The following is a 25,379-nucleotide window of genomic DNA, read 5'->3' as shown; positions in this document are numbered from 1 at the left end:
TCATGCTCCTCCGATCCGGATGGTGGAAAAACGCCGGATGACCGGCTCGGGCAGGGTGTAGCTGTAGAGGCTCCAGATCGGCAGATCACGGGCGTCATATTCGACTTTCACCGTGAACTGGTTGGCATTGGCGGGATCAGTGGCGACGTCGACCGTGAAGTGTCTTTTATCCAGGAAGGCGTAACCGAGATCGCTCTTGGCGACGAAATCCCGGGCGAGCTGCTGGCGCTCGTTGGTGTTAAGGCCGGCGACCGCCGTTCTTGCCGCGTCGGCGGCGATCTGCTGCACCGAATAGGCCGCCATCAGATAAATGCCGTAGGCAATCATGGTCAGGAGGACGAGAAAGAAGATTGGCGCGACAATGGCGAACTCGACAGCGTTCGAGCCGGACCGATCGCGAAGGAAACGCACTGCATTACGCATAAAGCACCCCCGTTCCTTAAGGCACCAAGGTTCGATGCCTTGATTTATTATTTTCGGAAATGCTAATTTATAGGTGTTAATTTTGTGTTGACGTGCGCTTATGGGTTGCAGGCCTGTGTAAACCTTCGCGTCTGCTTCAGATCAGGCGCAGGCCCTTGAAGCTGGCGTGGCCATCCTTGCCGATGATGATATGGTCGTGGACGGCGATACCGAGCGGCTTTGCCGTATCGATGATGGTCTTGGTCATCTCGATATCAGCACGCGACGGTGTCGGATCGCCGCTCGGGTGATTGTGGATCAAAATCAAGGCTGTAGCGGATAGTTCGAGAGCGCGGCGCACCACTTCGCGGGGATAGACCGGTGTATGGTCCACGGTCCCGTGCCCCTGCACTTCGTCGGCGATGAGGACATTGCGCTTATCGAGGAACAGGATGCGGAACTGTTCGCGTGTTTCATGGGCCATGGCGGCGTGGCAATAATCGATGACCGAGGACCAGGAACTCAGAACCTGCTTGTTGCGGATTTCGCTTTTCAGCATGCGCTGGGACACGGAGGCGACGAGTTTCAGGTCGAACGCCACGGCTTCGCCCACGCCCTTCACCTCCTGCAACAGCGGCAGAGGTGCGCCGAGTACACCGCCCAGCGTGCCGAAACGGGCAAGGAGCGCCTTGGCGATGGGCTTTGTGTCGCGCCGCGGTATCAGCCGGAACAGTAAAAGCTCCAGCAACTCATAATCGGCGAGCGCCGCGTCGCCGCCATCGCGATACCGCGCCCGCAGCCGGTCCCGGTGACCATGATAATGGGCGGCATCCGCCGGCGGCTCGATGACAGGCACCGGCTTCTTCACCGCATTTCGCGGCTCGGCGAAAAAACCGCGCTCGTCCGCCCCTTCGAAGAGATCGCCTTCGCCCGCCTGAAAGCCGGACGTCGTGGAAAGCTCGGCGGGAGGCGGGGCGGGGCGTCTTGCCATGGGCGGTCTGGCCTTATGAAGGGGTTAGCGGCGGCAGGCCCGGACGGTCGAAGCCGCCGGGCGACAGCGTGAAGATTTCGCAGCCGGTGGCCGTGACGCCAACGGCGTGTTCATATTGGGCGGACAGCGAACGGTCGCGCGTCACCGCCGTCCAGCCGTCGGAAAGCACTTTCACATGCGGTTTGCCAAGATTGATCATGGGCTCGATGGTGAAGATCATGCCTTCCCGGATTTCCGGACCTTCGTCCGGACGGCCGTAATGCAGGATGTTTGGCGTATCGTGGAACAGCCGCCCAACGCCGTGCCCGCAGAAATCGCGCACCACCGAGCAACGTTCGGCTTCCGCATAGGTCTGGATCGCCGCGCCGATCGCGCCGGTGCGCACACCGGGCTTTACAGCCGCGATACCACGCAGCAGGCATTCATAGGTCACTTCCATCAGCCGCTCGGCAGCGCGCTTGATCTGGCCGACCGGATACATGCGGCTTGAATCGCCATGCCAGCCATCGAGCACATAGGTAACATCGATGTTGACGATATCGCCTTCCCGTAGCGGCTTCTCATCGGGAATGCCGTGGCAGACCACATGGTTGATCGAAGTGCAGACGGATTTGGTATAACCACGATAATTGAGCGTTGCTGGCAGCGCGCCGTGATCGGCGCCGAATTCGAAGACGAAACGGTCAATGGCGTCCGTTGTCACACCCGGCTTGACGATTGCGGCGAGTTCATCGAGACAACGCGCCGTCAGCTGGCACGCCTTGCGCATGCCGTCGAAATCCTCAGGGGTGTAGAGGCGGATGACGCCTGTATTCTTGAGGGGGGCGGAGGCGGCGTCGATATAGGTGACCATCATAGTGCTTTCTGTCTCTTTACGTCCCTGTTCATAAAACAGCCGGACGCCACTCGTCCATCTTAACCGTTCCGTTGACTGAAATTTGTGCCGGGGTGATCGCGCATTTCACGGCATAGGCCTCCACGCCCCGCGCCATTGCCCGTTGGAAAGCCAGCGCATAGACCGGATCGAGATCGTCGCAGATGCGCATCCGGTCGCAATCGCCGCGCTGGATGAGATAAAGCATCACCGCCCGGTGACCGGCTTCCGCTGCATCGCCCAGTTCCTCGAGATGCTTTGCGCCGCGTTTGGTGGCGGTATCGGGGAATTCTGCAAGGCCCTTCTCGCGCATGAAATGCACGTTCTTGACTTCCACATAGGCGTCCGGCCGACCGGGTTCGGATAGCAGGAAATCGATGCGGGAATTGCGCCCGTATTTCTGTTCTCGGCGGATTATCGAATAGCCGGCGAGTTCCGGGATACGGCCGTTCAGGATCGCCTCTTCCGCCAGCCGGTTCGGCATGCCGGTATTGATGCCGACGACGGTGCCGTCGGCCTCGACCATTTCCAGCATATGACGGTATTTGCGGGTGGGGCTGTCATGTTGCGACAGCCAGATGCGGGAACCCGGCGTCGTCAGCCCACGCATGGAGCCGGTGTTGGGGCAGGACCCGGTTATCGCCGTGCCGTCTTCCAGAACTGCGTCGAAGAGGAAACGTTTGTAGCGGGAGATCAGCGTTGCGGGAACGAGCGGGGGCGTGAAGAACATGATGCCTTGAGGTAAGCTTGTGTGTTGCAGGGTCTTTTTATCCCTCATCCCTGTGCTTGTCACAGAGAACCAGCCAGCCCAAGTCCTTGGGCTGAAGCAAGTCTTTCGCCGCGTAGACCGGCGCCTACTGGATTCCTGTGACAAGCACAGGGATGAGGGTGACGGGGAACGCCTGTGGAAGAGGCCTTTCTGCCGTGTACTGGTCATCTTTTTCACAGATATCCTACAAAAGAACATAGGTTCCCGGCGCATCGCCGAGCACCGGGCGCTTGCCGTCCTCCGGTTTCCGCGCCTTTACCTTCTCGGCGTTCTGGCTTTCGATCCAGTTCTGCCAGTGCACCCACCACGAACCCTTATGAGGTGTGGCGGCGGCCTGCCATGCGTCGAAGTCTCCGGCTGGTGATGGCCCCGTCCAATACTGATACTTCTCGAGCTGCGGCGGGTTCACGACGCCGGCAATGTGGCCGGAAGCGCCGAGCACGAATTCCACCGGCCCGCCAAACAGGGCAGCACCCGTGAACACCGATTTCGCGGGCGCGATATGGTCATCGCGGGTGGCGAGATCGTAGACGGGTATGTTGATATCGCCGAGATTGATGCGCTTGCCGGCAACGCGCATCAGACCGCGGGCGAGATTGTTCTCGAGGTAACAGTTGCGCAGATAGTACGAGTGGCTGGCGGCCGTCACCCGGGTGGAATCGGAGTTCCAGTAGAGCAGGTCGAATGGCAGGGGTTCGGTGCCGCGCAGGTAATTATCGACCACATAGGGCCAGATAAGATCGGAGGCGCGCAGCATGTTGAAGACGGTGGCCATGATCGAACCGTCAAGATAACCGACGGCCTGCATGTGTCTGTCGAGCGCGGCCAGCTGACCTTCGTCCACGAAGACCTTGAGGTCTCCGGCATGGATGAAATCGGTCTGGGCGGCGAGCAGCGTGGCGCTGCGGATGCGCTCATTGTCCTGCTGTGCATGCAGCGCCAGCGCCGAGGCCAAAAGCGTGCCGCCGACACAATAACCGACGGCGTTGATCTCCTTTTCGCCAGTCCGTTCCTCGATGGTATCAAGCGCAAAGTCGATGCCTTCGCTGATATAATCGTCCCAGCCTTTTTCGGCCAGACCGGCATCCGGGTTGATCCAGGATACCATGAAGACGCTGTGGCCCTGTTCGAGGCACCAGCCGACGAAGGATTTCTGCGGGTTGAGATCGAGAATGTAGAACTTGTTGATCCAGGGCGGCACGATCAGCAGCGGCCGTTTGAAGACCTTTTCCGTCGTCGGCTCGTAATGGATGATTTCGCAAAGCGCGCTTTTCGCAACGACCTTGCCTGGCGTGACGGCAATGTTCTGGCCAATGACGAATTTGCTGTAATCGGTCTGGCGAAGCTTCAGATGGCCGTTTCCGGCCGCGACATCCTCCGCCAGCTGCGCCATGCCCTTGACGAGATTGGCGCCGCTGGAGGCTACCGTCTCGCGGAAGACCTGCGGATTGGTGAAGACGAAATTGGCCGGAGAAAGCGCCTCTGTCACCTGCCGCATGTAAAACAGCGCCTTGGTGCGGGTGTGCTCATCCAGCCCCTCCGCCTCCGTCACCATCCGGTCTGCAAAACCGACGGTCGTCTGATAGGCCTTGAGAAGAAAATCGAAGAACGGGTTGGCCTGCCAGTCGGCATCGGCAAAACGTTTGCTTCTGCGCTGTGCAGGGCCGCTTTCGGCCGTTTTCTCCGAGGTCGAATCGGAGGCTCCGGAAAATTGCGCCACCGATTTCGACCACAGATCGTAATAGCTCGACAGCAGATGGGTCTGCGCTTCCAGTGACCGCTTCGGCTCGGCCATCCAATATTCGGCGACATCGGAGAGCGTCTTGACCAGATCGGTCACGGGATCGGCGCTCGTCTGCGGAATTTCGCCGCGTTCGCGTGGCGCCAGCCATTCACCGGCAGCCTTGCCGAGATTTTCGAGCGCGCGTGCGATGTTGATCGCGAAGGTTTCGGGGTCGCGGATCAGGTAGGCCTCGGCGGTACTGGCGTCGAAGCCGGGCGTTTTGTCACCCTTTTTCGTGCCCCCGCCGTCAACACCTGCCATGCACCATCCTCCACCAAATTTGTGTTTGCACATTCTGCATGAAAACGAATACAAGTTCCACCAGCAAGGGGAGGCCGCAAAGGGCCGAACCGCGGTCGAATTCGATATCGGCAGATATCCTTACAGGCGGAACATGACGATGGGCAAGCACATGGGCAAATGCGGCACATGGGGAACATATTCGGAAAGCGCCGCAAGAATAGCGTTCCTCTCGCTCTCCGGCGCCATGCTCGTCACCACGCTTGCCGCCTGCAAGGCCCCCGAGCCGATTGTCGCACCCGCCCATATGCGCCGTCCGACGGCTGAAATCGTCGGACCCCGTCCGGTCAGCGACACCGCGGTAAGCCAGAAGCGCGACACCGGGACCTATCCGACGTTCTCGCAGCCGCTGACGGCCGCTGGCACGCAGATGGGCGACGACGAAGCCTCAACCATGGAATCGAGCCTGTCTCGCCTCGGCGCGGCACGGCGCAACGGCCAGATATCGGAAGCCGAATACAAGCGCCGGGTGGCCGAGCTGCGGGCGCTGGCAGAAAATCAGAAGCCGGTTGCGACGCCTGCATCGCAGTGACGAGCTGGGCGAGTGCATGCCACTTGTTTCTTCTCCCATAGGGGAGAAGTCCGCGGCAGCGGGATGAGGGGCAAGCTCTCCGCATATCTCCGCGTTTGCCCCTTCATCCGGCCCGTCGGGCCACCTTCTCCCCGCCGGGGAGAAGAAACAAGCGGGGATGCCGAACGTCCTACAGCGACAATCACGGCTGAAGTTCCTGTCGGCCCGGCAATCATAACTCCTTCTTTACCCTGCCTTTGAACCTTCCGCTTACCGAAGATGTTAAGCGGATGGATGCGGTTTGCAGCTTATGGTGCAGCCATAACAAACAGGCCGCTGAAAAAGCGGCGCACAGGGTGAAATATCATGAAATGCATCGCCGCTTTGCTGGTCCTTGCCGGTTTTGCGCTCGCACCAGCTCAGGCGCGGGCGCCGCACATCAATTTCGGAACGTCCGCACTTCAGGGGCGATGATCGAGGGGGCGGCTGTCAGTCGTTGCCTGCCGCTTCACTCAGCGCATCGAGATCGGGCACGGTGATGTGACGGTTGTTCTCGATGCGGATAATGCCTTCCTTTCGCAGCTTTGTCATTTGCCGGCTAACGGTCTCGATGGTGAGACCGAGGAAATCGGCAATGTCGGCACGCGAGAGCGGCAGGTCGAAGCATGACTTGTCGTCGTTTTCCGGGTCGATATGGGTGGCGATCATATAAAGGAAGCTGGCAACCTTTTCCTGCGCCGATTTGCGCCCCAATGTCAGCATCCAGTCACGTGCCTCGTCCAGTTCCTTGAGTGACTGGCTGTGCAGCTTGCGTTCCATATCAGGCACTTCGGAGACCATGCGGTCGACGACGCGGCGCGGAAAGAGGCAGATTTCCACATCGGTTGCGGCTTCCGCCGTCATCTTGCTTTCCGCCATGAACGGACGGCCGAGAAAATCCGGTGCGAATTGCAGGCCGACGATCTGCTGGCGGCCATCCGACATCATTTTCGATAACTTTACCACGCCATTCAGGATATTGCCGTAGGAGGTGACGAGCTCGCCCTGGCCGAGAAGCTCATTGCCGGCCTCCAGCTTTTTGCGGCTGGAATGGCGGTTCAGATCGCAAAGCTGCTGCGGTGTCAGCGTGCTGCAAAGACCGCCGTGACGCGCCTCGCAGGAGCGGCAAACAACCGGCTCTTCCGAATTGTGGATGGTCTTCTGCAGCGTGTCCATAAGCCTTTTCCAATGCTGGCTTTGCGGGACGATTGCGACCCTGGATATCAAATCCGGTCTCTTTAAAGGCGTGTGCGCTGTAGCCGTCGTCCCCGCGTCTACTTTAGCAAGAACTTATGGCTCAATTTGATTGAAGTCAAAGTTGCAAACTGTCGCAGCCGCTACTGAAAGAGGGGAAATCGACATTTTCTTGATAAAAGGCAAATCGGGTGATGAATATCGACCTTCTTCACAAATATTCCGGGGCAGTGCCGCGTTACACGAGCTATCCGACCGCGCCGCATTTCCACGAGGGAATCGATAATACGACCTATCGCGGCTGGCTCGGCGCACTCGGTCACAGGAATCGCCTGTCGCTTTACGTGCATATTCCCTATTGCGACCGGCTTTGCTGGTTCTGTGCCTGCCATACCAAGCACACGCTGAAATACGAGCCGATTGCTATTTATCTTGAAGCACTTAAGCAGGAAATTGCTGCGGTCGGCGCACTTGTTTCGCCTGACGCCGTGGTGAGTGCCGTGCATTTCGGCGGCGGCTCGCCGACCATGCTTGACCCGCAGGACATGCAGGACCTGATGGACTGTCTGCGGCGTCACTTCACTTTCGGGCTGGCACCAGAAATCAGCGTTGAGATGGATCCCAACGATCTGGACGACAGCCGCTATGACGCGCTTGCCGCCATCGGCATGTCGCGGGCGAGCCTCGGGGTGCAGGATTTTGATGACAAAGTGCAAAAAACCATCAACCGCATCCAGTCTTTCGAGCAGACGAAATCCGTGGTGGACGTCGTGCGGGCGAGGGGCGTTCACTCAGTCAATTGCGACATTCTTTATGGGCTGCCGTTCCAGACATGCGAGACACTGAAAAGAACCGTCGATCAGATCGTATCGCTTGCCCCTGATCGCATCGCGCTTTTTGGCTATGCCCATGTTCCCTGGATGAAAAAACACCAGTCGCTGATCCCCGAACATGCGCTGCCCGATGTTGCCGAACGCTACCGCCAGATGACGATGGCGGGGGAGATGCTGAGGCAGGCCGGATACAGCCAGATCGGGATCGATCATTTTGCCCGGCCGACCGATACATTATCCCAGGCCGCCGAAGCCGGCGCCCTGCGGCGGAATTTTCAGGGCTACACGACCGATACTGCCGATGCGCTGATCGGGCTTGGCGCATCATCCATCGGCCGGCTGCCGCAGGGCTATGTGCAGAACATGGTGGCAACCGGTGAATATCAGCGCATGGTGGGTGAGGGCGGTCTTGCCGCCGTGAAGGGCATTGAGTTGTCGCAGGACGATCATCTGCGCTCGCATGTGATCGAAAGGTTGATGTGCGATTTCTCTATCGATCTTTCGGACTTGCAGCACCGTTTCGGCAAGGTGAGCCATTCCGTGAGGGACCAGGCGCAGCAGTTTGCCGCAGGCGACAGGGACGGTCTGGTGCGGCTGGATGCCGATATTTTTGCCGTGACGGAGGTGGGAAGGCCGTTTGTACGTAATATCGCGGCAATCTTCGATACCTATCTCGGCAATGGGCGCGGCCGTCATTCGGTTGCTGTTTAGGCAACAGTTTTGGGGCAAATTTCAAAGTTACGTCACGAAACCATTGGCTTTTTTGTGCGACTTGCCTATGTGGTGCGTCAGAAAGAATAATTCATACGAACGACAATAAGGATTATGGGCGTGACAGCTACATTCGACAAGGTTGCCGACATTATCGCCGAAACCAGCGAAATCGACCGCGAAACCATTACGCCGGAGAGCCACACGATCGACGATCTGGGCATCGACAGCCTCGACTTTCTTGATATCGTTTTCGCGATCGACAAGGAATTCGGCATCAAGATTCCGCTCGAGCAGTGGACGCAGGAAGTCAATGAAGGCAAGGTTTCCACGGAAGAATACTTCGTGCTGAAGAACCTTTGCGCCAAGATTGACGAATTGCGCGCGGCCAAGGGCTGACATGACGGTGCCCGCTTCCGGCGGGCATTTTCTTTTGATGCCGCCTGCGGGCAAACCATGACTAACCGACCAGAGACGGGCCGGACGGATGCTGCTTGAATATTTCCAGATGATCGACAAGGTCGAGGCCGTGGACATGACGGCGCGCACGTTGAAGGCGCGGTCCGTTGTTCCCGATAAAAGCCCTGTTTTCGAAGGCCATTTCCCCGGCATGCCGCTGGTTCCGGGTGTGCTTCTGATCGAGACAATGGCGCAGGCCTCCGGCATGCTGGTTCTGGCATTTTCCGATTTCGCGTCCATGCCGTTCCTGATGTCGGTCGATGGCGCCAAGATGCGGACTTTCGTGGAGCCGGGTGCTGTTCTCGACATCGAGGCAGTGCTTGAGCATGACGGTTCGGGCTTTGCGGTTACCAAGGCAAAGATCACCTCCGATGGCAAGAAGGTCTGCGACGCGCAGCTGAAACTGCGCACCATGCCCTTCAGCGAGATCCCGCTTGGGCCTATCGTCAAGAAGCGGGCGGAAGAAGTTGGCCTGATGGCGGCGATTGCCGCCGATGCACTGAAATAAGCTTTTTCATTCGTTTCGGAGAAGACAGTTTTTCCTGTCGGCCCGGTTTTGATGCGCGAAAATCGTGGGCTCGCGACGGTGGATCGGGTCTTCGCCATTGCCAATCCGCACCGCGCGCTTTATTCCGCAACGCATGAAGTGGTTGTTCGCAACCGCTGTTGGATAGCCGTGACCGTTTCGGCGGGGCCGGCTGCAAAGGATGACAGACGATGAAATCTGACAATGATGTGGTGATAACAGGGGTCGGCATCGTGACCTGTCACGGCGTTGGCAGCCAGGCGCATGTGGCGCTTCTTTCGGGAACCGCCGCGCCGGCGACGATTGTCGAGACGGAAAAATTCAAGCCATATCCGGTTCATCCCATGCCCGAGATCGACTGGTCGGCACAGATCGCCAAGCGCGGCGACCAGCGCCAGATGGAAAACTGGCAGCGTCTCGGCGTTTTTGCCGCCGGTCTTGCACTCGATGATGCCGGCTTGAAGGAAAATGCCGAAGCCTGCGCCACCATGGATATGATCGTTGCTGCCGGCGGCGGCGAGCGCGACATCAATGTCGATACGCTGATCGTTGACGAGGCTTTGAAGCGCAACGACCGCGAAAAGCTGCTGAACGAAAAGCTGACGACGGAACTGCGCCCGACGCTGTTTCTCGCCCAGCTTTCCAATCTTATGGCCGGCAATATCTCCATCGTGCACAAGGTTACAGGCTCTTCCCGCACCTTCATGGGTGAAGAAGCGGCCGGCATTTCCGCCGTCGAAACCGCGTTCCATCGTATTCGTTCGGGCGAATCGAGCCACGCCCTCGTGGGCGGCGCCTTCTCTGCCGAACGTCCAGACATGATCCTGCTGTTCGAAGCCATCGGCGCGCATGCGCAGGGCGAATGGCAGCCCCTGTGGTCGCGCGAAGGCCAGGACGGCGGCGGCATGGTTTCCGGCTCGCTCGGAGCCTTCCTCGTGCTGGAATCACGCAAGCATGCCAGCGAGCGCGGTGCGCGCATCTATGCCCGCATCGACGCCATCGAAGGTGATCGCGGCAGCCGCGACGACGGCAAAATGGAAAAGCGCATGGAGCGTCTGCTGGCGCCGGCAACGGACAGCGCCGCGACCGTCGTCTTCTCCGGCGCCAGCGGTTATGACGGCGTTACGGCCCGTGAGAAGCACATTCTCGAAAAGACCTTGCCGAAGGCTGCCATCCGCGGTTTCGGCGGTGTCACGGGCCATGGACTTGAGGCGCAGTTTCCGCTCGGCCTCGCTCTGGCGGCGCTGACGCTTGAAAGCGGTGCCAGGGTTCCTACCTTCGACGCGAATGCGGAAAAGCCAATGGGCGAGGCGGCGACCGAGGCTGTCGTCACCACTGTTGGCCATGTCCGCGGCGAGGGTGTCGCCGTTCTGTCCCGTGACGTGTGAGGAGAAAGACCATGACCAATTTTAAGGATCATCTCGGTCGCCCGATCGTCGCCGTCACCGGCATGGGCATCATTACCTCGCTCGGTCAGGGGCTTGCCGATAACTGGGCGGCGCTGACCTCGGGTAAGTCAGGCATTCACAAGATCACCCGTTTCCCGACTGAAGGGCTTTCGACCCGGATCAGCGGCACGGTGGATTTCATCGATATTCCGGTTCCGAATTCCGTCGAACGTTCCTATGCCTTCGCGCGCGAAACCACCATCGAGGCGCTGGCGCAGGCCGGCATTTCCGGTGACTTTGACGGCCCGCTGTTTCTCGCAGCGCCGCCGATCGAACCGGAATGGAGTGCCCGTTTCGAGCTTGCCGACCGCTCTCCGCCAGCCGCCCAGCCGGGTGATGCCTATGAGCGGTTCCTGACGGCCTTCCGTCAGCGTCCCGATCCGGCATTCCAGGAAGCAGCGCTGTTTGGTGCCATCTCCGAGCGTCTGTCTGACCGTTTCGGTACGCGCGGTCTGCCGGTTACCCTGTCGACCGCCTGTGCATCCGGCGCGACCGCGATCCAGCTTGGCGTCGAGGCCATCCGACAGGGCCGCGCCGAACGGGCTTTGACGGTCGCGACCGATGGTTCTGTCAGCGCCGAAGCGCTGATCCGCTTCTCGCTTCTCTCGGCGCTCTCGACCCAGAACGACCCGCCGGAGAAGGCTTCCAAGCCGTTCAGCAAGGACCGCGATGGTTTCGTGATCGCTGAAGGCGCGGCAACGCTGGTGCTGGAATCGCTCGAAGCCGCCGTTGCACGCGGCGCGAAGGTTCTCGGCATCATCAAGGGCGCCGGTGAAAAGGCTGACAGCTTCCACCGCACGCGCTCTTCGCCCGATGGCGGCCCCGCGATTGCGACGATCCGTGCGGCACTGGCCGATGCGGGCGTGGCCGAAACCGATATCGGTTATATCAACGCCCACGGCACCTCGACGCCTGAGAACGACAAGATGGAATATGGTTCAATGCTGGCCGTCTTCGGCGAAGGCCTGAAGAACATTCCGCTGTCGTCCAACAAGTCGATGATCGGTCATACGCTGACCGCCGCAGGTGCAGTGGAAGCGGTGTTCTCGCTGCAGACCATGCTGACTGGCACGCTGCCACCAACAATCAACTATAACAATCCCGATCCGACCATCACGCTCGACGTGGTGCCGAACGTGAAGCGGGATGCCGAGGTGGGTGCGGTTCTGTCGAATTCCTTCGGGTTCGGCGGGCAGAATGCAAGCCTTGTCATGACGCGGGAACCGGCTTAACCGGTTCGTTACAACAGGGGCGTTTCCGAATGACTTGCGGAAACGCGCCCGTTTCTTTGATTTCGCATTCCAGCCGCAAAACCGTTACAGAGTTTTGCTGGAATGATTTTAGATAACGCCTTCGGGCGAAGGACTGATATATGCGCGCTCTTCAACTCGTCGACGACCGGAAGCTCGAAAAAGTGGATCTGCCCGAACCGGATGCGCCGGCGCCGGGCGAGGTAACGCTGCGCGTCAAGGCCGTGGCGCTCAACCACATCGATGTTTGGGGCTGGCGCGGCATGGCTTTCGCCAAGCGCAAGATGCCGCTCACAATCGGTGCGGAAGCCTCGGGTGTGGTGGAAGCCATCGGTCCGGGCGTATCCAACGTGCTGCCGGGCCAGCTGGTCGCGATCTATGGCGCGCGCACCTGCGGGCTGTGCAAACCCTGCCGCGAAGGCCGTGACAATCTGTGCGAACATGTCCAGGGCGTGCACGGTTTCCATCTCGACGGTTTCGCGCAGGAAAAGATCAACATTCCCGCCCGCCAGCTCGTGCCTGCGCCGCATGGCGTCGACGCCGTCGGTGCTGCTCTTGCGCCGGTGACGTTTGGCACGGTTGAGCACATGCTGTTCGACAATGCCAAGCTGGAGTCCGGCGAAACCATCCTCATTCACGCCGGCGGTTCGGGCATCGGCACGGCGGCAATCCAGCTTGCCAAGAAGATGGGGTGCACCGTCATCACGACAGTCGGTTCCGATGATAAGATCGAACGGGCGAAGGCGCTCGGGGCCGATCATGTGATCAACTATCGCACAGACCGTTTCGAAGGCGTCGTGCGCAAGCTGACGAAAAAGAAGGGCGTCGACGTCGTGTTCGAGCATGTCGGCAAGGATACCTGGGCGGGTTCGATGTTCTCGCTGAAGCGCGGCGGTCGTCTCGTCACCTGCGGTTCCACATCCGGTGTTTCCACCGACATCAACCTGATGATGCTGTTCCAGCAGCAGCTGAAACTGCTCGGCTCCTTCGGCTGCCGTATGGAGAACATGGCCAACGCCATGCAGAAGATGGCACGTGGCATCGTGCATCCGGTCATCGACACCGAAGTGACCTTTGACGATATCGACCGGGCGCTGGAGCGCATGGAGACGCGTCAGGTGTTCGGCAAGATCGTGCTGCGGATGGACTGAGCATCTTGAAGCTGTTCCTGACACGGATCGTCCTGAAACTGGACCACTTCCGGCAGTGGCTGATTGCGACATTCGCCTTCGGCCTTCTCAACCTGCTGAAGCTCTTTCCCGCCGATGCGGGCATTCGCGCCGCTGACAGACTGACACGTTTCGTGGGGCCGAAAACCGGCCGCCACAAGCTGATGCTCCATAATCTGGCGCGCGCCTTTCCGGAGAAGTCCGAACAAGAGCGGCTCGAGATCGCCATGGACAGCTGGGCCAATATGGGTCGGCTGGCGGCGGAATATGTCTTTCTCGACCGGCTGTTCGATTTCGATCCGGAAAAGAACAAGCCAGGACGCATCGAGGTCCAGGGCATCCCGACCTTCCTCGAGCTGCGCGACAATCCGCGGCCTTTCATCGTCTTTACCGCCCATAGCGGCAATTTCGAACTGCTGCCGGTTGCCGGCTCGGCTTTCGGTCTCGATGTGACGGTGCTGTTCCGGCCACCGAACAATCCCTTTGTGGCCGAGAAAGTGTTCAGTTTCCGCAAGGAGCGCATGGGCAATCTTGTGCCCTCGCATGCCGGCTCCTCCTTCGCGCTGGCGCGGCAGCTGGAAAAGGGCGGTGGTGTCGGTGTGCTCGTCGACCAGAAATTCGGCAAGGGACTGACGACGAAGTTCTTCGGACTTGAGGTTCGCACCAATCCGCTTCTCGCCAAGCTGGTGCGGCAGTTCAATTGCGATGTCTATCCTGCCCGTTGCGTGCGCCTGCCCGATAATCGCTACCGGCTGGAAATCGAACCGAAGGTTGAGATTCCGCGCGATGACAAGGGCAATGTCGATATTCAGGCGACAGCGCAGCTTCTGAACGACAAGGTGGAAAGCTGGGTGCGCGAATATCCCGGCCAATGGCTGTGGTATCACGACCGGTGGGACGTTAAGCACCAGATTTGAGGATGCCGGCCGGCTCGTGCTTTCAGAGCAATTTTCACAAAATCAGGCGCGGAAACTGTGCTTTTCGAAATTTTTCCATAGTAGTGGAACCTCATTTTTCGTTCATGGATTATCGAAATTGAAAAAATAGCAGCGGCTGTGATATTTTGAACAACAATCCCCGCCGTGTTTTCGTGCTTCGTTACGTCATTTTTAAGCGCGGAGACGCTATTATCAGGGATAATTGGTCTATCCTTTCGGATTAGGATCGGGATGTTTGCCCGTTCAGGGAGAGTTGGGTTGAAAGATTTGATTGAGCTGTTCTGGCTGCGTTATACGGAACTGCAATCTGCTGTTGGTAAAAACGAGGCCGACAAGATCGCAGTGCTGGAGCGTGAACTGGAGCAGCTTCTCGAGCGCGTCGTCGGACGCAAGACCGAAAGCTCCGAAGACATTCGCGAGCAGTTCCGTTTTGCTATCGATCTCCTCAACCACGAGGCAGAAGACCTTGGCTGCGTGCAGCGCAATTCCGAACTTCTGCGAACGCTCGTCGACCGTTACGTCGGCATGCCGCTCAAGGCGAAAGTGATCGGTGACGAAGATGCGGACACCCTCGAATGGCACCACCGCCATCTGATCCTCGATGAAGATATGCTCAACGATCTCGATGAGCCTGTCGTCATCGTTTCCCCCGGTTACCGCGTGTCCTTTGCCAATGCGCTCGACGCCTTCCAGCGTAATGCGCCGGAAGGGCTCGTCGGCTGCCACATCGCCGAACTCGTCGGTGTCCACCGTTTCCAGAACGCACTCAGGGAAAAGCTCGATAATTGCTTCAAGGGCGATACGTCGAAATATACCTATGCGGAAGACCAGAACGGTCGCACAATCGTCAAGTCGCTCGAAATGTCGCCTTGTTACTCTTCCGCCTACAAGCTCGTGGGTGCCATGGTGGTCATCCGCGAAATTGCCGATCGCAGGCGCCGCGCTACGGGTTGACCCCAAGCTCCCCTGATATCCGAAGGACGGGCTGAACGCGCCCTATCAGTCCCTTATTTCGGGAAGACGGTTTCCCAGATCGTGGCGATGGACCAGGCGGACGAGGCGTCAATCAGAAGCTTCGTCGCCATGGCCAGACACGACAGAACCAGAAGCGGGCGGATGATCTTCGCGCCGTTTTTCATGGCGAAACGCGACCCGATCTGCGCCCCGATGAATTGGCCGAACCCCATTGCCAGTCCAAGCTTCCACAAAACCGCGCCGCCCATCGCGAAGACGACGAACCCGCCGAAATTGGAGCCCAGATTGAGAAGCTTGGTATGGGCTGTCGCCTTCAGCATGCCAAAACCGGCAAGTGCCACGAAGGCGAGCATGTAAAAGGAACCGGCGCCCGGACCGAAGACGCCGTCATAAAAGCCGATCAGCGGCGCGGCGGTAAATCCGAACACCAGCGGCGTGATGCGGCGATGGCTGTCTACATCGCTGAGCTGTGGCTTGAAGGCGAAATAGATCGCTATGGCGATCAGCAGGAAGGGCATGATGGTGCGCAGAAGATCGGCAGGCACGAAGGCGGCCGTCAGCGCCCCGAGCATTCCGCCGGCCATCGCCATCAACCCCATCGGCAATTGCTCTTTCAGATTGACATGGCCACGTCTTGCGTAAGCGAGAGTGGCGGAGGCCGAACCAAACTGTGCCTGCAGCTTATTCGTGCCAAGCGTATCGAGTGGCGGTATTCCCATGATCATCATTGCCGGAATGGTGATGAGGCCACCGCCGCCGGCAATGGAATCGATAAAGCCGGCGAAAATGGCGACGCAGAAGAGGATGAGGAAAACGTTGAGGGCGATGTCTTGCACTTGGCATGTCCGGGCAGGCGGAAGGAGAGGCCCCTTCTTTCACCGAAAACGCGGTCACGCAATATTTTTCTGTATGGTTTGAGGGGCGCCGGGGGATTGCGGTGCTGCCGCTTATCGTTATGTTTCCGTGGCGCGTCGCCGGAACGACGGATGGCGCCTGACACATGTGGATGAGGGCATTATGCATAAAGTGATATTCGATACGGACCCCGGTGTGGATGACGCCATGGCGCTTTTGTTCCTGCACCGCCACCCCGATATCGATCTGATCGGCGTCGCCACCGTTTTCGGCAATGCGCCCATCGACATCACCACCCGCAATGCGCTTTTCCTCAAGCGGGAATGGCAGATGACCGCGCCGGTCGCGAAAGGGGCGGGCGTGACCTTCGATCCGGCCCGCAAGGAAGGCCACTGGCCGACCTTTATCCATGGTGAAAACGGCCTTGGCGATATCGACATTCCAGCGACCATCGACCTGCCGCTCGACCCGCGGCCCGCGCATCGCTTCATCATCGAGACCGTTAAGGCCAATCCCGGTGAAGTGACGCTTATTGCCGTTGGCCGCATGACCAATCTGGCGCTGGCTTTGCGCGAAGAACCTGATTTCGCGGCGCTGGTGAAGGAAGTCATCGTCATGGGCGGCGCCTTCGACATCAACGGCAATGTCTCGCCGGCGGCCGAGGCCAATATTCATGGCGATCCGGAAGCGGCCGATCTTGTCTTCACCGCGCCGTGGCGCGTGGTTGTCGTCGGTCTCGATGTCACGACAAAAACCGTGATGACCAGCGCTTTCATGGCTGAGATGGCAGAGGCGGGCGGCAAGCCGGTGCAGCTGCTTTCGGACCTGTCGCAATTCTACATCGATTTCTACAAGACCCGCACCGGTGACGGCATGGTGGTGCACGACAGCTGCGCCTGTGTTTATCTCGTCGCGCCGGAACTGTTTACCACCCGCAGTGGCCCGGTGCGCGTCGTCTGCGGCGGTCTTGCCGACGGCCAGACCATCCAGAAGCCGGACGGACGCGCCTTTCCGCCGGGCGACTGGGACGGGCATCCGAGCCAGCTGGTCTGCACGGATATCAAGCCGGAGCGCGTGCTTTCGGTCATCCGCGCGGCAATTGTGAAGGGCGAGCGCGGCTGAACGACAGGAATGGCCGTTCTTGAGCATGGCTTGCCTTGCATTTTCCCAGAATCTGGCGTTATGCAAGTTCCCTGATCATAGTGCGCGATCCGCCTTGCCGGAGGGCTTGAAAAGGCGGTGCCGGTAGGACGGGCGGATCACCGCTAGGCGGCGTTGGCCCGAGAAAACCCTTGTGGGTTTTCCCGTGCTTTGCGCTACAATGAATAACGCCTGCCGGGTCGGTTCGTGTCGGCGGCGTTTAACAACAAAAACGAACCTTCGCTATGGACCGGAAGAACCGGTCCATTCCCATGAGGAAAGAGATGGAAGAGTTTCACAAGGTCCGGCGTCTGCCGCAATACGTCTTCGAACAGGTCAACCGTTTGAAAGCGAGCGCGCGAGCGGCCGGGGCCGATATCATCGATCTCGGCATGGGCAATCCCGACCATCCGACCCCGAAGGCCATCGTCGACAAACTTTGCGAGGTCGTTCAGGACCCTCGTACCCATCGCTATTCCTCGTCCAAGGGCATTCCCGGTCTTCGCCGCGCGCAGGCGGCCTATTATGCCCGCCGTTTCGGCGTTAAGCTGAACCCCGACACGCAGGTCGTCGCCACGCTCGGCTCCAAGGAAGGTTTCGCCAACATGGCACAGGCCATCACCGCGCCGGGTGACGTGATCCTGTGTCCGAACCCGACCTATCCGATCCATGCCTTCGGCTTCCTGATGGCGGGCGGCGTTATCCGCTCGATGAAGGTCGAGCCTGACGACAGCTTCTTCGGGCCGCTGGAGCGCGCCGTGCGCCACTCCATTCCGAAGCCGCTGGCGCTGATCGTCAATTATCCTTCGAACCCCACGGCGCATGTCGCGTCGCTCGATTTCTACAAGGACGTCATCGCCTTTGCGAAGAAGCACGAGATCATCGTGCTTTCCGACCTTGCCTATTCGGAAATCTATTTCGACGAAAGCAATCCGCCGCCCTCCGTTCTCGAGGTTCCCGGTGCGATCGACGTTGCGGTGGAATTCACTTCCATGTCGAAGACGTTTTCCATGCCCGGCTGGCGCATGGGCTTTGCCGTTGGCAACGAGCGGCTGATCGCGGCGCTGACCCGCGTGAAGTCCTATCTCGATTACGGCGCCTTCACACCGATCCAGGTTGCTGCGACCCATGCACTGAACGGTGACGGCTCGGACATTGCCGAAGTGCGCAATGTCTATCGCCGCCGTCGCGATGTCATGGTCGACACCTTCGGCAAGGCGGGCTTCGAAGTACCGCCGCCGGCGGCCACCATGTTCGCCTGGGCGAAGATCCCGGAAAAATTCCGCCATCTCGGCAGCCTGGAATTCTCCAAGCTCCTGGTCGAGAAGGCAGATATCGCCGTTGCTCCCGGCATCGGCTTCGGCGAGATGGGCGATGATTACGTCCGTCTCGCGCTCGTGGAAAACGAGCATCGAATTCGTCAGGCAGCGCGCAATCTGAAGCGTTTCCTGTCGACAGCAGACGAGACGATGCACAACGTCGTTTCGCTCAACGCCCACATATAAGGGCAAACCCAGGGCGGCCGGGTCTCGGCCGCCACCATCACCAGCAATCAGGAACATACCCATGGCAGATTCATTGAGAATCGGCATAGCGGGGCTCGGCACTGTCGGCGCTTCGCTCGTGCGCATCCTCCAGCAGAGAAGCAACGAACTTGCGATTACCTGCGGACGCGCAATTGAGATTATTGCGGTAAGCGCGCGCGATCGTTCGCGTGACCGCGGCATTGATCTCACGGGTATTACCTGGTTCGACACGCCGGAACAGATGGCGAGCGAAGCCGACATCGATGTGTTTGTCGAACTGGTTGGCGGTGCTTCCGGACAGGCCGAAAATGCGGTGCGGGCAGCGCTGTCGCGCGGTCTCCATGTGGTGACAGCCAACAAGGCGCTGCTGGCCAAGCATGGTGTCGAACTGGCGACCATTGCCGAAGACAAGGGCGCGCTTCTGAACTTCGAGGCGGCGGTCGCTGGCGGCATTCCCGTCATTAAGGCCCTGCGTGAATCGCTGACCGGCAATCACGTGACGCGCATCTACGGCATCATGAACGGCACCTGCAACTACATCCTCACAAAGATGGAGAAAGAAGGCCTGTCCTTCGAGGCCTGTCTGAAGGAAGCGCAGCGGCTGGGATATGCAGAGGCTGATCCCGCCTTCGATATCGAAGGTAACGACACCGCGCACAAGCTTTCCATTCTGACCACGCTTGCCTTCGGCAACAAGATCGCTGCCGACGACATCTATCTCGAAGGCATCACCAATATTTCGATCGAGGACATCCAGGCGGCTGCCGATCTAGGCTATCGCATCAAGCTTCTCGGCGTGGCGCAGGTCACCGAATCCGGTATCGAGCAGCGCGTCCATCCCACCATGGTGCCGCTCGGTTCCGTCATCGCGCAGGTCGATGGCGTCACCAACGCCGTGGCGATCGAATCCGACATTCTCGGTGAATTGCTGATGGTCGGACCCGGCGCCGGCGGCAACGCCACAGCATCCGCCGTGCTTGGCGATATCGCCGATATCGCCAAGAGCCGTCCCGGTGCACAGCGTGTACCGGTGCTCGGCCGTCCGGCGAAATCGCTGACGGACTATCGCCGCGCCAAGATGAAGAGCCACGAGGGCGGTTACTTCATCCGCCTGACGGTGAAGGATCAGGCCGGTGTGTTCGCCTCCATCGCCAGCCGCATGGCTGACAATAACATCTCGCTGGAATCCATCGTGCAGCGCCAGCGCGTGCACGTGGAAGGCGCGCCGCAGACAATCATCCTCGTCACGCACGCGACAATGGAAGATGCGATCCGCAAGGCGGTAAAAGCGATCAAGAACGAGAAATATCTCGTCAGCGAGCCCCAGGTCATCCGCATCGAGCGGACCTGAAGCGCGACGCTACTGTCGTGAGATCAAAAACCGCGTTTCCATCCGGAAACGCGGTTTTCTGTTGCTTGGGGGACCGGCGCCTTCCTGCGGTCTGGTGGCCGCAAAATTTGAGGGGACGGTGCGTGAAGCGCTGGAAAGCAGGGCGATTCGGCCTTATGGTTAATCGTGTTCACCAAGCGAGGGAGGCGTGGCCGTGACATCGATCATCCTGTTCAAGGACAACAAGCGCCAGGGCGCTCCGGCGAGCCATCACCGGGCGCGGCCGCACAATGCCAATGACAATATTCGCAGCATGGAATATACGGCCGAATATGAGCGTAACTGGTGTTCGCTCGCGGTATTTTCGCTGCTGCTGCTTGTCGCGGCCGTCTCGATTGTCAGCCCTTTTTTCTCGATTTTCTCGACGTGATTTCGTCAAGGCGCGTTTTTGCTTGAAAAACGCAGCATCGCCATTTAGCCCGTTCTAACCATTAGAGCGCCTGTTGGCGCGAATGACAGGACGAATGGACAGGATGGTAATGATGGAGCCGGCCGATACCGTGGCCCGCGCATTTTTAAGCGTGGAGCGGTCGGCAACAGAACAGCGGTGGGTGTCTCGGCTGGATCAGGCCGGGCAGAACCGTGCGCTGGCCATGTCCCAGGTCCACGGTATTCCGGAACTGATCGCCCGGGTGCTCGCCGGGCGCGGTGTAGGGGTGGACGATGCCCTGGCGTTCCTTGATCCCACCATTCGCTCCCTGATGCCCGACCCGCATGTGCTGACCGATTGCGAGAAGGCCGCCGAGCGGCTTGTGCGCGCCATTGAAGCGGGTGAGAAGGTGGCGATCTTCGGTGATTACGATGTCGACGGCGCTGCTTCCTCCGCGTTGATGTACCGGTTTCTTGCACATTTCGGGCTGACGCCCGAGATCTACATTCCCGACCGAATTTTCGAGGGTTATGGGCCTAACCCGGCGGCGATGCAGCAGCTGGCCGCCAATGGCGCGACGCTGATCGTGACGGTGGACTGCGGATCCACCAGCCATGAATCGCTCAAGGCGGCAAAAGAGGCACGAACGGACGTTGTGGTCATAGACCACCATCAGGTGGGTACGGAACTGCCGCCGGCGGTGGCGCTGGTCAATCCCAACCGGGAGGACGATCTGTCGGGGCAGGGGCATCTCTGTGCCGCTGGCGTGGTGTTCCTCGTGCTCGTCGCCACGCTTCGCGTTCTCAAGGACAGGCGGCACCGCCAGGCCTTCACGCTCGATCTGCTGTCATTGCTCGACATCGTTGCGCTTGCGACGGTCTGCGATGTGGTTCCCCTGAAAGGGCTGAACCGCGCCTATGTGGTGAAGGGCCTGATTGCCGCACGCCACATGAAAAATGCCGGCCTTGCCGCGCTGTTCAAGAAGGCGGGGCTGGGCGGGCCTGTGACACCCTATCATTTCGGTTTCCTGATCGGACCCCGCATCAACGCCGGGGGGCGTATTGGCGACGCTGCGCTTGGCAGCCGATTGTTGACGATCGATGATTCCTCGCAGGCCGAGGTGATTGCCGAGCGGCTGGACGAGCTGAACCGCGAGCGACAGGCGATGGAAGCGGCGATGCTTGCGGAGGCCGAAGCGGAGGCCCTGTTCGAATATGGCGACGGCTCGGGTGCCGGTGTTATCGTCACCGCGCGTGAAAACTGGCATCCCGGCATTGTCGGCTTGTTGGCCTCGCGCCTGAAGGATCGCTTCCGCCGCCCGGCTTTTGCCATTGCCTTCGATCCCTCCGGCAAGGGCACCGGCTCCGGCCGTTCGATCGCCGGCTTCGACATGGGGCGGATGGTGCGCGCTGCCGTGGAGGCCGGCCTGCTGGTCAAGGGCGGCGGTCACGCCATGGCGGCAGGCCTGACGGTTGAGCGCGCCAATCTCGGCAAGCTCAGGACCTTTTTCGAAGAAGCCGCGGCAAAGACCGTAAACGAGCTGGTAGAGAGCAGCGTATTGAAGATTGATGGCGCCATCGGCGCTTCGGGGGCTACGTTGCAGCTTGTCGACCAGCTGGAACAGGCCGGTCCCTATGGTTCCGGTCATTCTCAGCCGATCTTTGCCGTTCCGGCGCATCGCCTGCGTGATGTGCGGCTGGTGGGCACATCCCACGTCAAGATCACGCTGGAGGCCATGGATGGCTCACGGCTGGACGGAATCGCGTTCCGCGCCGCCGAGGCGCCCCTGGGACAGATGCTCATGAATGCCCGCGGACGGAATATTCACGTCGCGGGTACTGTGGGCGCCGATCTCTGGCAGGGGCAAAGGCGGGTTCAACTGCGTGTTCTGGACGCCGCTTTCGCGCCCTGAGAGGGGCCACCAATCTATCTCGACTGTCACCGGCCAACGGTTGTCGCTGACCTATGCACTACAACAGGATATCTTTACGCGATGCGTGAAGATATACGTTTATGCTGCTGATTTTAAGGAAGAAGCAAGTGGCACGCCCTAGGGGAGTCGAACCCCTCTTTTCAGAATGAAAATCTGACGTCCTAACCGATAGACGAAGGGCGCGTGCGCTTGTGGTGTGGCGCCCTTATAGTCAGGCTCCCGTTGCTCCGCAAGCGGAAAAACTGATTTTTTTCGCTTTGCGGCGAGTTTTTTTTGCAGGGCGGAACGGGCTGTGGAAAACTCGGTCGGACCGGCCCAAATCCTTGAATTACCGCTCCAATCTCGCGCGGCACGAGACGCGACGATGCGGTGCAAGTGGGCAAAGCCCAGCATCTTGGATGTTGAACTGGCAGTGCTCTGCCGAAGCTCGGGACTTCCTGATGATCTGGGAGAGGGGAAAGGCAAGCCGGGTGAGTTGCGCGGCGGCATTTCGTCCGGCTTGCCTTCCATCGGGGGGACAGGCATCTAACGTGCCGACGGCAAATCGGTTCCGCAGCAATGATGAGATGCTGGAATTATTGCGATTTTATCGAATGATTTCGTCGTGTGGGAGGTAACCAGCAAAGCAAGTGGCACGCCCTAGGGGAGTCGAACCCCTCTTTTCAGAATGAAAATCTGACGTCCTAACCGATAGACGAAGGGCGCGTGCGCTTGTGGTGTGGCGCCCTTATAGTCAGGCTCCGGTTGCTCCGCAAGCGGAAAAACGCATGATTTGACAAAAAAATGACATGGGTGGCCAGAAGCCCTGAAAAACAAGGATTCTTGTTTCGTAACAAAAGGTTAAAGCGTGCTGGGTCCCGCGGTTTTGCGCTTCTAACGGAAGAGAATGATGTGGGGGAACGCGTTGGTGGGCAGTGATTCACTCAAGTGGCTCCGGGACGTGAGAAGCGCAGCGTCATGAGAAGCCCAAAGATCACGCCAGATCTGGAGCTGGGTTGTCGTCATAAAAAAACGGGGCCTAAAGGCCCCGTCCGATGATGCTTGGTCTCAATGCAGGATCTGGCTGAGGAACAGGCGGGTACGCTCGTGCTGCGGATTGTCGAAGAATTCGGCGGGCGAGTTCTGTTCGACGATCTGGCCCTGGTCCATGAAGATAACGCGGTTTGCGACCTGACGCGCAAAGCCCATTTCGTGGGTCACGCACAGCATGGTCATGCCGTCTTCTGCGAGGCTGACCATGGTATCAAGCACTTCCTTGACCATTTCCGGGTCGAGCGCCGAGGTCGGCTCATCGAAGAGCATGATCTTGGGCTTCATGCAGAGCGAGCGGGCAATCGCCACACGCTGCTGCTGACCGCCGGAAAGCTGGCCCGGATATTTATGCGCCTGCTCGGGAATCTTCACGCGCTTCAGATAGTGCATCGCCACTTCTTCGGCTTCCTTCTTGGGCATCTTGCGAACCCAGATCGGCGCCAGCGTGCAGTTTTCGAGGATCGTCAGATGCGGGAAGAGGTTGAAGTGCTGGAACACCATGCCAACTTCGCGGCGCACCTCGTCGATCTTCTTGAGGTCGTTGGTAAGCTCGATGCCATCAACGACGATGCTGCCCGACTGGTGCTCTTCCAGACGGTTGATGCAGCGGATCATGGTCGATTTGCCCGACCCGGAAGGACCGGCGATGACAATGCGCTCGCCCTTCATGACCTTCAGGTTGATATCACGCAGCACATGGAAATCGCCGTACCATTTGTTCATGCCGGTGATTTCGATTGCGACGTCCGTCGCCGAGACGGTCAGTTTTTTTGCCTGGGTTTCTGCCATTTTGAGCGTCCCTTATCGTTTATGCCCGGTGTCGAGGTGCCGTTCCATGAACAGCGAATATCGCGACATGCCGAAGCAGAATATCCAGAATACGAAGCCTGCGAAAATATAGCCAGTCATGGCGGTGACGGGCGTGGCCCAGTTCGCATCCGATTGGTTGAGTGTGACAATACCGAGCAGGTCGAACATGCCGATGATCGAGACCAGCGACGTGTCCTTGAAAAGCCCGATGAAGGTGTTGACGATGCCCGGAATGACGAGCTTCAGCGCCTGTGGCAGCACGATCAGCCTCGTCTTCTGCCAGTAATTCAGGCCGAGCGAGTCCGCACCTTCATATTGTCCCTTCGGAATGGCCTGCAGGCCGCCGCGGATCACTTCCGCCATATAGGCGGAGGAGAATAGCGACACGCCGACCAGCGCACGCAGGAACTTGTCGAAAGTCCAGCCGTCGGGCAGGAACAGCGGCAGCATGATGCTGGCGAAGAACAGGACGGTGATCAGCGGGATGCCTCTGATGACCTCGATGAAGAGGACGCAGAGCATCTTGATGACCGGCAGGTTCGAGCGTCTGCCCAGCGCCAGAAGAATGCCGAAGGGCAGCGACACCGTTATCCCGAAGAAGGACAGGATGAGCGTGACCATCAGGCCGCCCCAGAGCTGCGTTTCCACCTTCGGCAGGCCGAAGACGCCGCCGATGAGCAGGAAGAACGCAATGAAGGGCAGGATGATGAGGAGCGCCAGCGCATTGAGACGCTTGAACGGCGCCTTCGGTATGAGCATCGGGACCAACAGGATCGCGAACGTCACCATCACGAGGATGGGACGCCAGCGCTCGTCAATGGGGTAACGGCCGAAGACGAATTGTCCGAGCTTGGCCGAGACAAAGGCCCAGCAGGCGCCGGACTGTCCGTCCGGAAGCGCGCCGCCCTGTGAAGCGGTGAGACACGCAATACGGTCGCTGCCGGTCCAAACCGCGTCGATAAACAGCCACTCGATGATCGGCGGCACGATATAGACGAGGAGGGCCATAGCAAGGACGGTGAGCACCGTATCCTTGGGCGTGGCGAAGAGCTTGGTGCGCAGCCAGTGGGTTACGCCCACCGCGCTCGATGGCGCGGGGCGGGCTTCCTCAATGGTCTGGCGCACGAAGGCGTGGTTGCTGATCGTCATCG

At 59.4% G+C, this 25,379-nt stretch carries 23 protein-coding genes and 2 tRNA genes; 14 read left to right on the top strand and 11 right to left on the bottom strand.

What is annotated here, in order from left to right; genetic code table 11:
- The 5 genes from EGT36_RS14430 to EGT36_RS14410 form a co-directional block, all read right to left on the bottom strand.
- A complete protein-coding gene (locus tag EGT36_RS14430) occupies nucleotides 1-423 on the bottom strand; it encodes a TadE/TadG family type IV pilus assembly protein (RefSeq protein ID WP_037093222.1) in 423 nt (140 codons plus the stop codon).
- 136 nt (nucleotides 424-559) lie between these two features.
- Nucleotides 560-1,393, bottom strand: a complete 834-nt coding sequence (radC, locus tag EGT36_RS14425; protein ID WP_004441977.1) for a RadC family protein — start codon at nucleotides 1,391-1,393, stop codon at nucleotides 560-562.
- A gap of 13 nt (nucleotides 1,394-1,406) precedes the next feature.
- Nucleotides 1,407-2,246 (bottom strand): type I methionyl aminopeptidase, encoded by an 840-nt coding sequence (gene map / locus EGT36_RS14420; RefSeq protein WP_006697403.1) that lies wholly within the window; start codon nucleotides 2,244-2,246, stop codon nucleotides 1,407-1,409.
- 31 nt (nucleotides 2,247-2,277) lie between these two features.
- Nucleotides 2,278-2,997 carry a DNA/RNA nuclease SfsA gene (gene sfsA, locus EGT36_RS14415; protein ID WP_037093223.1) on the bottom strand — a complete coding sequence of 240 codons (720 nt, stop codon included), beginning with the start codon at nucleotides 2,995-2,997 and terminating at the stop codon, nucleotides 2,278-2,280.
- Between the two features lie 223 nt (nucleotides 2,998-3,220).
- On the bottom strand, nucleotides 3,221-5,080 hold the full coding sequence (locus tag EGT36_RS14410; RefSeq protein WP_004441971.1) for a PHA/PHB synthase family protein: 1,860 nt from the start codon (nucleotides 5,078-5,080) through the stop codon (nucleotides 3,221-3,223).
- A 139-nt stretch (nucleotides 5,081-5,219) separates the two neighbouring features.
- On the opposite strand from EGT36_RS14410, the gene EGT36_RS14405 reads away from it, so the two are divergent.
- Nucleotides 5,220-5,651, top strand: coding sequence for a hypothetical protein (locus EGT36_RS14405; RefSeq protein ID WP_234882047.1), 432 nt, complete (start codon nucleotides 5,220-5,222; stop codon nucleotides 5,649-5,651).
- 468 nt (nucleotides 5,652-6,119) lie between these two features.
- Here the strand turns inward: EGT36_RS14405 and fnrN are convergent, their stop codons facing one another.
- Nucleotides 6,120-6,845, bottom strand: coding sequence for a transcriptional regulator FnrN (fnrN, locus tag EGT36_RS14400; RefSeq protein ID WP_004441967.1), 726 nt, complete (start codon nucleotides 6,843-6,845; stop codon nucleotides 6,120-6,122).
- A 212-nt stretch (nucleotides 6,846-7,057) separates the two neighbouring features.
- Here fnrN and hemN point away from each other — a divergent pair, with 212 nt between their 5' ends.
- The 8 genes from hemN (at nucleotide 7,058) to EGT36_RS14360 (ending at nucleotide 15,151) form a co-directional block, all read left to right on the top strand.
- Nucleotides 7,058-8,407, top strand: coding sequence for an oxygen-independent coproporphyrinogen III oxidase (gene hemN / locus EGT36_RS14395; protein ID WP_125270493.1), 1,350 nt, complete (start codon nucleotides 7,058-7,060; stop codon nucleotides 8,405-8,407).
- Nucleotides 8,408-8,521: 114 nt separating this feature from the next.
- A complete protein-coding gene (locus tag EGT36_RS14390) occupies nucleotides 8,522-8,806 on the top strand; it encodes an acyl carrier protein (RefSeq protein ID WP_003495848.1) in 285 nt (94 codons plus the stop codon).
- 88 nt (nucleotides 8,807-8,894) lie between these two features.
- Nucleotides 8,895-9,374 carry a 3-hydroxyacyl-ACP dehydratase FabZ family protein gene (locus tag EGT36_RS14385; RefSeq protein ID WP_037092828.1) on the top strand — a complete coding sequence of 160 codons (480 nt, stop codon included), beginning with the start codon at nucleotides 8,895-8,897 and terminating at the stop codon, nucleotides 9,372-9,374.
- A gap of 209 nt (nucleotides 9,375-9,583) precedes the next feature.
- Nucleotides 9,584-10,780, top strand: coding sequence for a beta-ketoacyl-ACP synthase (locus tag EGT36_RS14380; RefSeq protein ID WP_037092826.1), 1,197 nt, complete (start codon nucleotides 9,584-9,586; stop codon nucleotides 10,778-10,780).
- A gap of 11 nt (nucleotides 10,781-10,791) precedes the next feature.
- A complete protein-coding gene (locus EGT36_RS14375; protein ID WP_006697408.1) occupies nucleotides 10,792-12,072 on the top strand; it encodes a beta-ketoacyl-ACP synthase in 1,281 nt (426 codons plus the stop codon).
- 140 nt (nucleotides 12,073-12,212) lie between these two features.
- Nucleotides 12,213-13,241 (top strand): zinc-binding dehydrogenase, encoded by a 1,029-nt coding sequence (locus tag EGT36_RS14370; protein WP_004441953.1) that lies wholly within the window; start codon nucleotides 12,213-12,215, stop codon nucleotides 13,239-13,241.
- 5 nt (nucleotides 13,242-13,246) lie between these two features.
- Nucleotides 13,247-14,176 (top strand): lipid A biosynthesis lauroyl acyltransferase, encoded by a 930-nt coding sequence (locus EGT36_RS14365; RefSeq protein WP_172965648.1) that lies wholly within the window; start codon nucleotides 13,247-13,249, stop codon nucleotides 14,174-14,176.
- Between the two features lie 279 nt (nucleotides 14,177-14,455).
- Nucleotides 14,456-15,151, top strand: coding sequence for a nitrogen regulation protein NR(II) (locus tag EGT36_RS14360; protein WP_125270491.1), 696 nt, complete (start codon nucleotides 14,456-14,458; stop codon nucleotides 15,149-15,151).
- Between the two features lie 53 nt (nucleotides 15,152-15,204).
- On the opposite strand, the gene EGT36_RS14355 is transcribed toward EGT36_RS14360, so the two are convergent.
- Nucleotides 15,205-16,008, bottom strand: coding sequence for a TSUP family transporter (locus EGT36_RS14355; RefSeq protein ID WP_022556201.1), 804 nt, complete (start codon nucleotides 16,006-16,008; stop codon nucleotides 15,205-15,207).
- A 181-nt stretch (nucleotides 16,009-16,189) separates the two neighbouring features.
- Between EGT36_RS14355 and EGT36_RS14350 the strand changes: the two genes are divergently transcribed.
- The 5 genes from EGT36_RS14350 (at nucleotide 16,190) to recJ (ending at nucleotide 22,365) form a co-directional block, all read left to right on the top strand.
- Entirely contained in the window at nucleotides 16,190-17,149 is a 960-nt protein-coding gene (locus EGT36_RS14350) for a nucleoside hydrolase (protein ID WP_037092823.1), read from the top strand.
- A gap of 302 nt (nucleotides 17,150-17,451) precedes the next feature.
- A complete protein-coding gene (locus tag EGT36_RS14345) occupies nucleotides 17,452-18,672 on the top strand; it encodes an LL-diaminopimelate aminotransferase (protein WP_125270490.1) in 1,221 nt (406 codons plus the stop codon).
- A 61-nt stretch (nucleotides 18,673-18,733) separates the two neighbouring features.
- Entirely contained in the window at nucleotides 18,734-20,044 is a 1,311-nt protein-coding gene (locus EGT36_RS14340) for a homoserine dehydrogenase (RefSeq protein WP_125270489.1), read from the top strand.
- Between the two features lie 187 nt (nucleotides 20,045-20,231).
- Nucleotides 20,232-20,453, top strand: coding sequence for a hypothetical protein (locus EGT36_RS14335; RefSeq protein ID WP_125270488.1), 222 nt, complete (start codon nucleotides 20,232-20,234; stop codon nucleotides 20,451-20,453).
- A 103-nt stretch (nucleotides 20,454-20,556) separates the two neighbouring features.
- Nucleotides 20,557-22,365, top strand: coding sequence for a single-stranded-DNA-specific exonuclease RecJ (gene recJ, locus EGT36_RS14330; RefSeq protein ID WP_081950688.1), 1,809 nt, complete (start codon nucleotides 20,557-20,559; stop codon nucleotides 22,363-22,365).
- 129 nt (nucleotides 22,366-22,494) lie between these two features.
- Here recJ and EGT36_RS14325 read toward each other — a convergent pair.
- From EGT36_RS14325 to EGT36_RS14310, 4 genes are all read right to left on the bottom strand, one after another.
- Nucleotides 22,495-22,569 (bottom strand) — tRNA-Glu (locus EGT36_RS14325).
- Nucleotides 22,570-23,016: 447 nt separating this feature from the next.
- Nucleotides 23,017-23,091, bottom strand: a tRNA-Glu gene (locus tag EGT36_RS14320).
- 342 nt (nucleotides 23,092-23,433) lie between these two features.
- Nucleotides 23,434-24,207 carry an amino acid ABC transporter ATP-binding protein gene (locus tag EGT36_RS14315; RefSeq protein WP_004441935.1) on the bottom strand — a complete coding sequence of 258 codons (774 nt, stop codon included), beginning with the start codon at nucleotides 24,205-24,207 and terminating at the stop codon, nucleotides 23,434-23,436.
- A gap of 12 nt (nucleotides 24,208-24,219) precedes the next feature.
- Entirely contained in the window at nucleotides 24,220-25,377 is a 1,158-nt protein-coding gene (locus EGT36_RS14310) for an amino acid ABC transporter permease (protein WP_125270487.1), read from the bottom strand.
- Nucleotides 25,378-25,379 lie beyond the last annotated feature (2 nt).

The organism is Agrobacterium sp. FDAARGOS_525 (assembly GCF_003938925.1).
Taxonomy (GTDB): Bacteria; Pseudomonadota; Alphaproteobacteria; order Rhizobiales; family Rhizobiaceae; genus Agrobacterium; species Agrobacterium pusense.
This window is presented reverse-complemented; position numbering and strand designations above follow the sequence as displayed.

Coding starts and splice junctions, on each gene's coding strand:
- EGT36_RS14430 (WP_037093222.1), bottom strand. CDS start 423: ATGCGTAATGCAGTGCGTTTCCTTCGCGATCGGTCCGGCTCGAACGCT.
- radC (WP_004441977.1), bottom strand. CDS start 1,393: ATGGCAAGACGCCCCGCCCCGCCTCCCGCCGAGCTTTCCACGACGTCC.
- map (WP_006697403.1), bottom strand. CDS start 2,246: ATGGTCACCTATATCGACGCCGCCTCCGCCCCCCTCAAGAATACAGGC.
- sfsA (WP_037093223.1), bottom strand. CDS start 2,997: ATGTTCTTCACGCCCCCGCTCGTTCCCGCAACGCTGATCTCCCGCTAC.
- EGT36_RS14410 (WP_004441971.1), bottom strand. CDS start 5,080: ATGGCAGGTGTTGACGGCGGGGGCACGAAAAAGGGTGACAAAACGCCC.
- EGT36_RS14405 (WP_234882047.1), top strand. CDS start 5,220: ATGGGCAAGCACATGGGCAAATGCGGCACATGGGGAACATATTCGGAA.
- fnrN (WP_004441967.1), bottom strand. CDS start 6,845: ATGGACACGCTGCAGAAGACCATCCACAATTCGGAAGAGCCGGTTGTT.
- hemN (WP_125270493.1), top strand. CDS start 7,058: ATGAATATCGACCTTCTTCACAAATATTCCGGGGCAGTGCCGCGTTAC.
- EGT36_RS14390 (WP_003495848.1), top strand. CDS start 8,522: ATGGGCGTGACAGCTACATTCGACAAGGTTGCCGACATTATCGCCGAA.
- EGT36_RS14385 (WP_037092828.1), top strand. CDS start 8,895: ATGCTGCTTGAATATTTCCAGATGATCGACAAGGTCGAGGCCGTGGAC.
- EGT36_RS14380 (WP_037092826.1), top strand. CDS start 9,584: ATGAAATCTGACAATGATGTGGTGATAACAGGGGTCGGCATCGTGACC.
- EGT36_RS14375 (WP_006697408.1), top strand. CDS start 10,792: ATGACCAATTTTAAGGATCATCTCGGTCGCCCGATCGTCGCCGTCACC.
- EGT36_RS14370 (WP_004441953.1), top strand. CDS start 12,213: ATGCGCGCTCTTCAACTCGTCGACGACCGGAAGCTCGAAAAAGTGGAT.
- EGT36_RS14350 (WP_037092823.1), top strand. CDS start 16,190: ATGCATAAAGTGATATTCGATACGGACCCCGGTGTGGATGACGCCATG.
- EGT36_RS14345 (WP_125270490.1), top strand. CDS start 17,452: ATGGAAGAGTTTCACAAGGTCCGGCGTCTGCCGCAATACGTCTTCGAA.
- EGT36_RS14340 (WP_125270489.1), top strand. CDS start 18,734: ATGGCAGATTCATTGAGAATCGGCATAGCGGGGCTCGGCACTGTCGGC.
- recJ (WP_081950688.1), top strand. CDS start 20,557: ATGGTAATGATGGAGCCGGCCGATACCGTGGCCCGCGCATTTTTAAGC.
- EGT36_RS14315 (WP_004441935.1), bottom strand. CDS start 24,207: ATGGCAGAAACCCAGGCAAAAAAACTGACCGTCTCGGCGACGGACGTC.
- EGT36_RS14310 (WP_125270487.1), bottom strand. CDS start 25,377: ATGACGATCAGCAACCACGCCTTCGTGCGCCAGACCATTGAGGAAGCC.